Consider the following 12,944-nt stretch of genomic DNA (forward strand, 5'->3'; position numbering starts at 1 on the left):
AGATATGAACGTCAATTATTGGCATATACAAATGAGTAAGCCCGAAGGGCGCAGTGGAAGAAAGCGGATTGATGCTAAAGAGATGCTTCAACTAGCTAAACCTGTAATAGGTACTGGAGATTGGGTTGATTATCAATGTCGCTATTTTTTAGAAAAGCTCAATGATAATTCTATTGTATGCGTTAAAGATGGAGGAAGCCCTATTGCTTTATGTAGGGTAAAAAGCGATCCATTTAAGGACAAATTTCTTCAACAAAAATTTTACAATGAACATTATAGATATGTAGATGTTCTAGAATTTTATAATGGCTCTGAGGCATTTCCGCAACCTCAAGGAACATTAAACAGGTCTGTTGGAAAACATACAGACACGTATAAATTTATTGACACTTGGTACAAAAACTTTTTAAAGAACAGCAGCATGAACGATTCTATAGATATACTCAAATACAAAAAGCAAATCATACTTCAAGGCCCTCCAGGTACAGGAAAAACCTATACTGCTAAAAAAATGGCAGAAGTACTAACGGGATATACTGAAAAAACTATAACGAAGGAATTAATAAAAAGCAAAGTGAAGGTTGAAGGAACGCTTAAGAATGCAAGTGGAAAAGCGGATTTTTATACGATAACAAAAATTGATGATAATGGCATAACGCTTCAGTCAGAAAAAAGCCAACCGTGGGTCGCTAAATATGATAAGATAATTGAGAAATATAAGCAATTTGAAAACAATCACAAACCTACTAACGTAAATGGTACTGACCCTTATGAAATAGCAGTTGCTAAATTCCTTTTTGAGAAAAAAGATCAACTGTTACACGCTGATAAGCCTTACACATTAATCCAATTCCATCCATCCTACTCGTACGAAGATTTTGTTAGAGGGATTGTTGCTGAATCTAATGGGGAGAGTATAGAATATAAAAATGTGAATAAGACGTTCGGATTATTTGCAGAAGAAGCTTTAAAGAATTATCGAGATAGTAAAAAAGATACTAAAACGGTTTCAACTGAAATTCTTTTGGATAATTATTTTGATGAATTTAAAGAATTTATATTCGATAAAATTGAAGAATCAAACGGGTTCTATGAATTGACAGAGAATGTAGGATTAATTTCAACGGATGACCAATCGGCATTTAGATATAAAGGTAAAAATGACGGATGGTTGAAGAATGGAAATAGAATGCTGTTTAAAGATATCATTCAAGCTTATAACGATAGTAATGAAGTTCGTCAAGATATCAAAAAAAATGATAAAGTATCTGGATTGGCAAGACAGCATGCAAGTTATTTTATCAGGGTAGTTAATCAATTTCAAGAGTTTATCAAGGAAAAAGGATATGGTTTTAATGAAAGTCAGGAAGTTAAAATAGAACTTAAGAATTTCGTTTTAATTATCGACGAAATAAATCGAGCAAATTTATCGTCCGTTTTAGGTGAATTAATTTATGCTTTAGAATATAGGAATGAAGCTGTGGAAAGTATGTATGCCGTAGAAAACTCAATTTTACAAAATAAAAATCAACTAATTCTACCTCCAAATCTTTACATTATAGGAACGATGAATACTGCTGATCGAAGTGTAGGGCATATTGATTATGCAATACGTAGACGATTTGCATTTGTAGATGTTCTACCAAAAAGCTTAGTAGAAGACGATGAAATTTACTTTAATACAGAAGGGTTTAATACCATTGCGAAATTGTTTAATGAAGCCAATGTAAGTTCAGAGTTTGACGTTAATGATGTTCAAATTGGGCACAGCTACTTTATAGCAAAGAAATCTGAGGCTAAAAATGAGTCAGAACGAGATGCTATCTTCAAAATGAAAATGGACTACGAAGTTGTTCCTATTTTAGAAGAATATGTGAAAGATGGTATATTGATTGGAAAAGTAGATGGTTTGAGTATTAAAGATTACGTGAAATCCTTGAAATAAACGTATGAAACTTCTACTCTCTGAGCATCAATCGTGTCGGATATCACTCACTGAAGGATCTGAATTAAAAAATCATTTTCATTTTTCAGAAGATGCCTTTACTAAAATTAATCCGGAAAAAATCCGAGTTATTAAGAAGGATCGTTCTGGTAAAGAGCTGTTTCCTTTTAAACTTCAATCCAAGGAAAATGCATATGTGTTAAATGCAGATTATTACGTCGGTATTGATTGGTTAGTTAAAGATGAGAAGTTTGTACAGGTTGAACCTAAGATCAATAGAGCAGTTGTAAAGGCCTTTCTTGCCCAAGCTGAAGTTTCAGTAGAAGATATAAAAGAAAGTAAAGACATCGCTTCAAAAGCGAAAGACGAGATTAAAGAAGAAAGCAGTTTAATCGAAATCGATTATCTGAAAATCTTGCTTGAAATATCTTCTAATCCTCTAATTACTGATGAAATTCCAAAAATACTCACAATAGATTGGGAGGCTTCACAAATTCCTATTGAACAAAAGGATGATCGTTTAACACCTTTCCTTATTGTTCAATTTTTGAAATTACTAAAAACAATAGTACGCAAAGGGTTGCGGAAATCGTATTATAAAGTACAAGAGAATCTTCAAAACAGAGTAAAGGGGAAAATTCTTGTTGGTCAGCATATCAAGCAAAACGTTTTTAAAAATCGTTTTACTCAAACCTATTGTGAATACCAAGAGTTTGGAGTTGACCATATAGAAAATAGATTCTTGAAAAAAGTTTTCCTCTTTGCTATTGAGTATGTGCAAAATGACAAAGTGCTTTTGACAGCCCACAAGGATGCTTTAATGGAAATTATTAATTATTGCCGTCCTGCCTTTGAACATGTTTCGAATGCAATTAAAGAGCAGGAAGTAAAAAACATGAAGTACAACCCATTTTTTAAAGAATATAAATCTGCCGTTAAAATAGGAAGTTATATACTTAAAAAATTTGCTTATAATATTTCTAACACGTCAAAAAATCAAGTAACAACGCCTCCTTTCTGGATTGATATGCCTATTTTATTTGAGCTTTATTTTTATCATCAACTTATAAAACATAATCCAAGTCAGGCAAAATGTATTCATTATCAATTATCAACCTATGGCAATTCACTTGATATTTTGATCTCTCATCCAGATTACCAAATGATTGTGGATACAAAGTATAAGTTACAATACAAACATTCACGTGTTCATAAAGACATCCGTCAGGTTTCAGGTTATGCTAGATTAAATAAAATTAGGAAAGAATTAAAACTAGGAGATGATAAAGATAAAATTATTGATTGTTTAATTGTGTATCCTAATTTGGAATCCTCATTGGATTTTGATTTCTCTTTGGAGAATGTAAATAAAAGTATGCGTGAGAGTCCAATAAATGACTATTATAAAGTATTTAAATTAGGGATTTCATTGCCATTGATTAAAACAGAATCTCCCCCAAGCTCGCATACATTTCCAACGTGTGACCAACAACCAATATAACCCCCAATATTTTTAAAACTACCAAACTAATAAATAATGCAGCCAGAGTCATTTAAAAAAGGAGATTTATTCGAAAAGTTTGTTGAAACTGAATTATTTAAAGCTACGGTTTACGTTCTAGTATCTAGAACAAATAATTATGATCAAAATAAAGTTAGGTATGCGGAAGATACTTTAAGACCAGACTTTAAATTTAGATGTAAAAAAACAGAGCAAGAGTTTTATGTAGAAGCCAAATACCGTTCCCGGTTTAAAGCAGATAAAAAGATTGAGGTAATAAGTTACGGTCAAATAGAACGGTTTAAGGTTTTCCAAAAAGAAGAAAACATTCCTATTTTTATAGCAATTGGCTATGGAGGTGTGCCTGACAATCCTAAGAATGTAAGTTTAATTCCTTTAGACCAGTTAAGCTATTTAGAGCTTTACCCAACATTTTTAAAGCGTTTCAATATTAATAAGGGACTGATTGCTAGCAATACTTTAAACCTTCAAATGAAACAAACTGAAGAAGAATCTGAAAAGCCTTTGGAAAACGAGCCTGCAAAACAAGAAACACCAGCTAAAGAAACTTCAATCACATTTTTCAAAAATAAAAAAGTATTAGCTGCCTCTGGTATTGGCATGATTTTATTGGCTTTTTTATTGTTTAATGCATATAATACTTCCATAGAAGAAACATTAAAACAAAAAACAACAGAATATTACAGCACCCTTCATTCAGGAAATATAGATGCTTTAGAAAATTTTATTAATCCGAGGGTGGATAAATGGTACAGTCAATCTGAACTTACATTAGAGGAAATAAAAGAAGACACTAAAAGATACATTAAAAAGTATCCAGCAACAAGTACAGCTATTCAGTGGGATACTTTTACAGTTACACCTTTGAATGATAGCTATTCCGTAACCTACAATATGATTTATAAATTGCTAAAAGAAAACAAAGGCAAAGACATCATTTATCATTTAAAAATACACGCTGTTTGGGATAAAGACTTAAAAATAAAGAGTCTTTATGAGGAGAAAATATAAAAATTAGACATTAAAACCTATGAAAAATCTACTTGCAACATTTACATTGCTTACCATAGCTCTCAACTCCTTTGCCCAAAACCAGATTAGCTATGAAAAAGGGAAGCTCTTTCAAGAAAATCAATTAGTTATTGATAAATTTTACTTTGTGCATCAAACATTTGCAGATGCTTTTTATATGACAGATTTATACAAGCAACTTAGTGATGATGAAATGTATGCAATTTTACACAATGCATATTATTCAGTTACAAAAGATGAAAAAGTATTGGTGATGATAGAACAGCCAAGTGGGCCCCCTGCACGTTTAGCCTTCAATTTTATGGGCAATACAGAAAAGTTGGGAGACATACTGGTGCTTGCTACCAATTTTAATAAAAAGAGTCGCGTTTTTGAAGAAAAAGTTGATTCGGAAGAATCGATTTATAGATGGTATAAAATAGACCACGGGAAATTGGTTTATCGAAAGGATTTATACTCAAAAAAAGCAGAAATGGAAAACCGGGAAAGCAATTCGTATTCCTTAATAGGAATGTATCTCTTTGATGACAATTTTGAAAATGACGACAAAGTAAAACCACTTCTAGATGAACTGCTTGCATCTAATAAAGAAGACATAGAGAAACTTTACGGTTATCTATATTTAGGGGAATATTGGCTGTTGCAAAATGATTTGATAAAGGCAGAAGCAGCACTTGAAGAACTTAAGGAACTATTAAAGAATAGTGAGTCAATACCAAAAGGGTATTCTTTAATTGCCAATATGGCAACTACAGAATTAGCGATGATGAAAAGATTCAATAACTAGCTTTCGCTGAGGTGCGTTTGCAATTCGTGCATTTCGCAATCTTGTCAAAAACCGAGGAAACCACAGTATAATTTTAGAACGCAACCTTTTAGTTAAAATAACATCTACCAATAAATAAAGATTATGAAAAATGGAATTTATAAAGTAATTGTAATTGCAATAGCGGTTTTAGCATTCAACGCTTGCAACAAGAGCGATGACACTACTGCAAATGAAAATCTTCAGGGCACCTACAGTGGCATGTTTACAGTTGAATATTTAAACGGAGATAGCTTTTCAAGACCCGTAACAGTTATTTTTAACGAAAATAACAAGTATCAAAGTAGCGGAAACGCCGATAGAATTCCTGCCGGAGGAAGTGGAACTTATGAAAAAGGCACGACCAAGATAAACTTCTCTGACATTAATATATGGACAGCAGATTTTGATTGGAATTTAATATTAAATGAAGAATATGATTATTCCATAAATGGAAACCAATTAGTGCTTTCTGCAAATAAAAACAACATTGGATTCTATAAATATGAATTGGTGAAAGAATAATACTTTCTGCCCTTCACTGGCGAGGGAATTCGGCCTGTGTACAGTAAGAATTTCTTTAAAAAAAACAAATAAATAAAATAAATTATCTTGTTTTCTCAAGCCATTCACGGGCATTAACTAATGCCTGAACCCAAGGCGAAACCACATCATCCTTTCTATCTTTTGGGTAATACGCCCAGTTCCATGGAAACGTAGAGCGTTCCAGGTGCGGCATCATAACCAAATGACGTCCAGTTTTATCAGTCATCATTGCAGTGTTGAAATCGCTTCCGTTAGGGTTTGCTGGCAAAGCATTATAGCCGTATTTCGCCACGATGTTATAATGCGATTCCTTGTTTGGAAAACTAAATTTTCCCTCACCGTGTGCAGACCAAATTCCCAACGTACTTCCCGCCAAAGAGGAAAGCATCACTGAATTGTTTTCCTGAATTTTCACCGAAGTAAATACACATTCAAACTTTCCGGTATCGTTATGAAGCATTTTCGGCTTTTCTTCGTCTTCGGGATTAAGTAAACCAAGTTCTACAAAAAGTTGGCAACCATTGCAAACACCCAATGAAAGTGTATCTTCTTTTGCGAAGAAATTCTTTAGCGCCTTGTTTGCTTTTTCATTGTATAAAAATGAACCAGCCCAACCTTTTGCGCTTCCTAAAACGTCGCTATTACTGAAACCACCAACGGCAACAATCAATTTTATATCTTCCAATGTTTCGCGACCTTCCACAAGATCAGTCATATGCACATCTTTCACATCAAAACCTGCCAAGTGCAGCATATAAGCCATTTCGCGTTCGCTGTTGCTTCCTTTTTCGCGGATTACTGCGGCTTTTATCTTTGGCTCATCAGCCCTTCGACTGCGCTCAGGGTGACATTCCAATTTTCCAGTGAAATTAATAGGGAACTCAAACTTCAGCGGTTGGTTTTTATAGTTGTTGAAACGTTCTTTTGCTGAAGTTTCACCGCTTTGGTTTCTATCCAATAAATACGAAGTTTTATACCAAACATCACGCATTTCAGGAATACTAAAGCTAAGTTCTTCGGAATTGTTTTTTATTTGAAGCGTTTCGTTTTCTGAAACCGTGCCAATCTTTTTGAAGTCGATATTTTTTGAAGAAAGCATTTTTTCTACAGAAATATCTTCCGAGGCTTGAAGCACAACGCCAGCATTTTCAGCGAATAATACTTTCACCATATCACTTTCGCCTAAACTTGAAAGATCCAGATTTGCACCTAAGTTAACATCGGCAAAACACATTTCCAACAATGTTGTAATCAAACCTCCTGACGCCACATCGTGCCCCGCAAGGATTTTTCCTTCTCTAATGAGTTCCTGTAAAGTGTTGAAAACAGTTTTTACATAGTCTGCGCTTTTTACATCTGGAGCTACATTTCCTATGGAATTCAGAACCTGTCCAAAAGAGGAGCCGCCTAATTTAAACGCATCCTGCGAAATATTGATGTAATAAATACTTCCGCCAGTTCTTTGTAAAACGGGCTCCACAACCTTTTTAATATCATTACAATTTCCAGCGGCAGAAATAATAACGGTTCCGGGAGAAATCACTTCCCCATCCTTGTATTTCTGCTTCATTGAAAGTGAATCTTTCCCCGTGGGAACGTTGATTCCCAAATCGATTGAAAACTCGGAAACTGCTTTCACTGCTTCATAAAGTCTAGCATCTTCGCCTTCATTATTACAAGGCCACATCCAGTTTGCGGAAAGCGAAACGCTTTTCAAACCATCTTTCAACGGAGCCCAAACAATATTAGTCAAGGATTCAGTAATGGCATTTCGCGAACCTGCAGCAGGATCAATTAAAGCCGATAATGGTGAATGCCCTATAGAAGTGGCAACGCCTTCTTTTCCGTTGTAATCAAGCGCCATTACCCCGCAGTTATTCAACGGAAGTTGTAACGGTCCTGCGGTTTGTTGTTTAGCAACACGACCAGTTACGCAACGGTCCACTTTGTTGGTAAGCCAATCTTTACAAGCCACGGCTTCCAATTGAAGCACTTGCTCTACATATTCTTTTATTTTTGAAACCTCATAATCAGGGTTTTTATACTTCCTGTTAATGGTTTTGTCTTTCATTATTGTTTTTGGCGAGCTGCCAAACATATCCTCCAAGGCGAAATCCATTGGTTTTTCACCTTTTTTATTTTCAAAACAGAAACGTTGATCGCCAGTAACCACACCAACTTCATACATTGGGGAACGTTCACGATCGGCAACTTTTTTTAGCTTTTGGATATTTTCTTGGTTTATAATCAAGCCCATGCGTTCTTGGCTCTCGTTACCCATAATTTCTTTTGCAGAAAGGGTAGGGTCACCAATAGGAAGTTTATCCAATTCAATTCTACCTCCAGTATCTTCCACCAATTCACTCAAGCAGTTCAAGTGTCCCCCTGCACCGTGATCGTGGATGGAAACGATTGGATTTTCATCACTTTCAACCATTGCGCGAATGGCGTTTGCGGCACGTTTTTGCATTTCTGGGTTACTTCGCTGGATTGCATTCAGCTCAATTCCGCTGTGAAATTCACCGGTATCTGCTGAAGAAACTGCAGCACCACCCATCCCAATTCGGTAATTATCGCCACCAAGAACTACTATTTTATCACCTTCCTGCGGTTTGCCTTTAATGGCTTGGCTCGCTTTTCCGTAGCCAATTCCGCCTGCAAGCATTATTACTTTATCGAAGCCAAGTTTTCTCGCATTTGTCATGCTGAGCTTGTCGAAGCATTCATCGTGTTCAAATGTTAAAACGGAACCAGCAATTAATGGTTGCCCAAATTTATTTCCAAAATCTGAAGCGCCATTACTAGCTTTTATTAAAATATCGAGTGGCGTTTGGTATAACCATTCGCGTTCTTTCATTCCTTTTTCCCATGGTCTTTCGTCGTTTAATCTTGAATAGGAGGTCATATAAACCGCAGTTCCCGCCAATGGCAACGAACCTTTTCCACCAGCCAAACGGTCGCGTATTTCACCACCACTACCAGTTGCTGCTCCGTTAAATGGCTCAACGGTGGTTGGGAAGTTGTGTGTTTCAGCTTTTATTGAAATTACACTTTCAAAATCCTTTTCTTCGTAATAATCGGGCTTATCACCACTTTTTGGGGCCCATTGTTTTACATTTGGACCTTTTACAAAAGCCACGTTGTCTTTGTATGCCGAAACAATATCGTTTGGATTTTCGGCAGCAGTCTTTTTAATAAGTTTGAATAGGGAAGAGGGCATTTCCTTGCCGTCAATTTCAAATACGCCGTTGAAAATTTTGTGACGGCAGTGTTCGCTATTCACTTGGCTAAAGCCAAAAACTTCACTGTCTGTAAGTTTTCTTCCCAGTTTTTTGGATAGATTTTCCAGATATTCAACTTCTTCAGCGTTTAAGGCCAAGCCTTCTTTTTGATTGTATTCTGAAATATTTTCAATCTCCAAAATGGCTTCCGGTTGCACATGAATATCAAAAATATCTTGATTCAATTCTGTAAATTTCTGCAAAAGCATCGGATCAAAAGTTCCTTTTTCAAAAGTGCTATTATGAAATTCCTCAATACGGACTATTCCTTCCACAGCCATATTTTGAGTGATTTCAACAGCATTTGTGCTCCAAGGTGTAACCATTGCGGCACGAGGGCCAATAAAAAAATCCGTCGCATTTGGTGACAGGACGGATTGATTTATTTTAGGTTGGTTGCCAAAAAGCCACTCCAACTTTCTACTATTTTCTTCTGAAATATTTCCGTGGGTTTGGACTGCGAAAATTGTGTTTTCAACGTTCCCAAAAAAGTGAATCATCCTTTAAAGTATTAGTTCATTTTTAAAGATTCACCTTCGCTAAGGCTTGGGTGAATAAAGGTGCAAAGGTAACCAATTTTGAAGATATTTTAAATTTCAAAATCGCTATTAAAGAAAAGTAAATAATTTTTTTTAACTACTTTATTTTAAGCTTAAAAGCTAAAATTTAATAGTACCTTGTGGAACTTTATTCACTAATTCCTAAACGCTAAAAAAATGAAGCAAACAAAATTACTTTCGGCAATTCTATTATTGCTGAGTATTGGTCTATTTGCACAAGAAAAGTTTCCGCCCGAAGAAATTATAACGGGAACTCTTGTTAGACAAACAATGCCTTTAAGAGATTTTCCAACCCTGCCAGAAAATCTTAATTTAGATCCAAAGACATTAACGGTTGTTCCAAACGAATCTACTACACAAATTGAAATTAATGAAGGCCCTCCAACAATCATTGATAACATTCAAACTAAACTTGGAGGAGTAAGAACTCGAGCCATAGAACAAAATTTTATTGGAGCATCTTCTTCCGAATCTGGGTATTATCCGCCTGATCCCACAGGTGCTGTTGGGCCAAATCATTATGTTCACTCGGTAAATTCACTTGTTAAGATTTTTGATAAAACAGGAAATCTATTAGTGGGCCCCGTTTCATTAGGTACCTTTTTAGGTTTTGGTGGAAATAGTGGTGACCCCATAGTTCTTTACGATCAATTGGCAGACAGATGGTTGGTTAGTGAATTTGGTAGTATTAATGGAGGAAACTCATTAGCCGTTGGTGTATCGGTAACAAATGATCCTACAGGAGCATACAATGTTTATCAATATTCTTTCAGCGGTTTTCCAGATTATCCACACTATGCTGTTTGGCCGGATGCATATTATGGAACTATAAATCTTGACGGCCAAACAACCAGAGCGTTTGCAATGGATAGAGATGAAATAATTGCAGGTGGTCCAAACCCACAAATAATAATATTTTCACTGCCTGGAGTTGTGGTAAACCCGAACCAAGTAAAGAGTCCTGAGGCAGCAAACCTTTTAGGAACTACAATTCCACCCAATACACCAGGTTATATAACGTATCTTCAAGATGATGCTTGGGCAGGAGTTTCTTTTGATCATTTAAAGATTTGGGAAATTGAAACAGATTGGACTACTCCAGGAAACTCAACTATATCTGCACCTCTTGAGATTGCAACAGTTCCTTTTAATGCAGGGGAGATATTTGGCCAAGGTGCCATAAGTCAACCAGGAACGAACCAAAAGCTTGCTGGTCATGGAGGAATTGTTTCTTTCGCAGCAAATTATAGAAGTTTCGCAGACCACAATTCTTGGTTAATTACTTTTAACACTTTTATCGATAATAATGATACCGGTGGGATTCGTTGGATAGAATTAAGAAATGATGCATCAAACCCTTGGACTATTTATCAAGAAGGAACCTATGCTCCTGCAGATGGACAAAGTCGTTTTATGAGCAGTTCAGCAATGGATGCTGCCGGAAATATTGGTTTGGCTTATAGTATTGGAAGTTCTACACTTCCAGTAGGTATTAGATATACAGGCCGCTTTGATGGGGACCCATTGGGAACGATGACCGTTGCCGAAGAAACTATTGTTAATGGAGTTGGAGTAAGAACAAATAGTTACAGATATGGCGATTATGGGCATACTACCATGGATCCTGATAACTTTACTTTTTGGCATACAGCAGATTTCTTTTCTTCTAATAATGCTTGGAGAACACAAATAGCATCTTATAGACTTTCGGGAGGCTTTGCAAATGATGTGGGAGTAAATGCAATAATTCAACCTGAAAATGGAATTTTGACGAATGCAGAAACTGTTGAAGTTAGTATTCGTAATTTTGGCTCTGCTTCACAATCTAATATTCCTTTAGAATTGCGGGTAGATGGAAATCTTGTTGCAAGCGAAACCTTTACAGGTACGTTATTAGAAAATGAAACTGGCACCTATACATTTACTCAAACTGTAGATTTATCTGCGTCTGGGCAAACTTATTCCATTGAAGCAAAAACAGCTTTAGTAGGGGATGAATTTACTCCTAATGACCCATTTACTAAAGAAGTTACAAATCTACTGTCAAACGATGTGGGTGCAATTGAAATAACTGCTCCGGTATCTGGCACTGGTCTAGGTAATGAAACAGTATCTGTTGTCTTAAAAAACTTCGGCGCTCTGCCACAGTCTAATTTTGATGTTCAATATGTAGTTAATGGCAATACACCAATTGTTGAAACCTTTACGAATACAATTAACTCAGAGGAAGAGGTTACTTATAGCTTCACACAAACTGCTGATTTGTCTACTTTAGGTACATATAACTTAACAGTTTCTACTTTATTGGTGGGTGATGAAGACCCGTCAAATAACTCTGTGTCAGCAGTTGTTGAAAACTTACTTTGCCAACCAGTTTTAGACTGTTCATTTGGAGATGGATTTAGATTAGTATCTATTGCTGAAATAAACAACGTTTCTCAATGCGAAGGGTATGGAGATTTTACAGACCAAATAGCAAACTTGGCTCCAGGGAGCACGAATAGTATCACATTTACAACAGGTTATGGAGATCAAAACATAAAAGTTTGGATAGATTTTAATGATGATTCTACTTTTTCAAATGATGAGATTGTTGTTCCAAACTTTGTTATAGCTCCTGGTCAAGGTGCCGGAACATATACTCAAACTGTAAATTTGGTAATTCCTTCTGGCGCAGCCATTGGTGAACATAGAATGAGGGCCAAAAGCAATTGGCAAGCACCAGTTCCTGCAGATGCTTGTGAAGAAACCGATTTTGGCGAAACTGAAGACTATACTGCAAACGTTGGTACTTTAGGAGTGGATGATCTATCAATTAGAAACTCTCAGCTAATTATTACAAGTGCAGATAACAAACATTTTGATATTTCTCTTGTTTCAGATTACGATGGAATGGGTTATATATCTGTTTATAATATGCTGGGTCAGGAGTTAGGTATCAAGCCTGTGGGAAAAGTTGACGGTTCTTATAATTTAAAACTTGATATGTCTTACGCTGCAAGCGGAGTGTATATCGTAAAAGCTGGAGGTCAGTTTACGAAAGCAATAAAAACAGCGAGAATTATTGTTAAATAACATTAATTAAATAATTATTTAAAAGCGGGCAGTGCCCGCTTTTTTTATTTAAAATAATCAAAAAATCAAAATTTATTTGCGTTCAAATTAGTTTAAACTTCTGGTTTTAAGCTTTTAAAAATCAGATTATATCAACTACCTTTAAAATTCAGAAATTTTAAAAAACAAATCATGAAAT

7 protein-coding genes are annotated in these 12,944 nt (G+C 35.6%); 6 read left to right on the forward strand and 1 reads right to left on the reverse strand.

Going from position 1 to position 12,944, the window contains the following annotated elements; translation table 11 throughout:
• Positions 1-4: 4 nt before the first annotated feature.
• The 5 genes from AEQU1_RS16350 to AEQU1_RS15685 all read left to right on the forward strand — a co-directional run bounded on the left by AEQU1_RS16350 (position 5) and on the right by AEQU1_RS15685 (position 5,829).
• Positions 5-1,945 (forward strand): AAA family ATPase, encoded by a 1,941-nt coding sequence (locus AEQU1_RS16350; RefSeq protein WP_258455308.1) that lies wholly within the window; start codon positions 5-7, stop codon positions 1,943-1,945.
• A gap of 4 nt (positions 1,946-1,949) precedes the next feature.
• Positions 1,950-3,446 carry a 5-methylcytosine restriction system specificity protein McrC gene (locus AEQU1_RS15670; RefSeq protein ID WP_111882612.1) on the forward strand — a complete coding sequence of 499 codons (1,497 nt, stop codon included), beginning with the start codon at positions 1,950-1,952 and terminating at the stop codon, positions 3,444-3,446.
• Positions 3,447-3,482: 36 nt separating this feature from the next.
• Positions 3,483-4,478 (forward strand): hypothetical protein, encoded by a 996-nt coding sequence (locus AEQU1_RS15675; protein WP_111882614.1) that lies wholly within the window; start codon positions 3,483-3,485, stop codon positions 4,476-4,478.
• A 19-nt stretch (positions 4,479-4,497) separates the two neighbouring features.
• Entirely contained in the window at positions 4,498-5,286 is a 789-nt protein-coding gene (locus AEQU1_RS15680) for a hypothetical protein (RefSeq protein ID WP_111882615.1), read from the forward strand.
• Between the two features lie 123 nt (positions 5,287-5,409).
• On the forward strand, positions 5,410-5,829 hold the full coding sequence (locus tag AEQU1_RS15685; RefSeq protein ID WP_111882617.1) for a hypothetical protein: 420 nt from the start codon (positions 5,410-5,412) through the stop codon (positions 5,827-5,829).
• 82 nt (positions 5,830-5,911) lie between these two features.
• Here AEQU1_RS15685 and purL read toward each other — a convergent pair whose 3' ends face one another.
• Entirely contained in the window at positions 5,912-9,631 is a 3,720-nt protein-coding gene (gene purL, locus AEQU1_RS15690) for a phosphoribosylformylglycinamidine synthase (protein ID WP_111882619.1), read from the reverse strand.
• Between the two features lie 216 nt (positions 9,632-9,847).
• On the opposite strand from purL, the gene AEQU1_RS15695 reads away from it, so the two are divergent.
• Positions 9,848-12,766: a GEVED domain-containing protein gene (locus AEQU1_RS15695; protein ID WP_111882620.1), complete on the forward strand. Its 2,919-nt coding sequence runs from the start codon at positions 9,848-9,850 to the stop codon at positions 12,764-12,766.
• Positions 12,767-12,944 lie beyond the last annotated feature (178 nt).

It is taken from the genome of Aequorivita sp. CIP111184 (assembly GCF_900489465.1).
Lineage (GTDB): Bacteria > Bacteroidota > Bacteroidia > Flavobacteriales > Flavobacteriaceae > Aequorivita.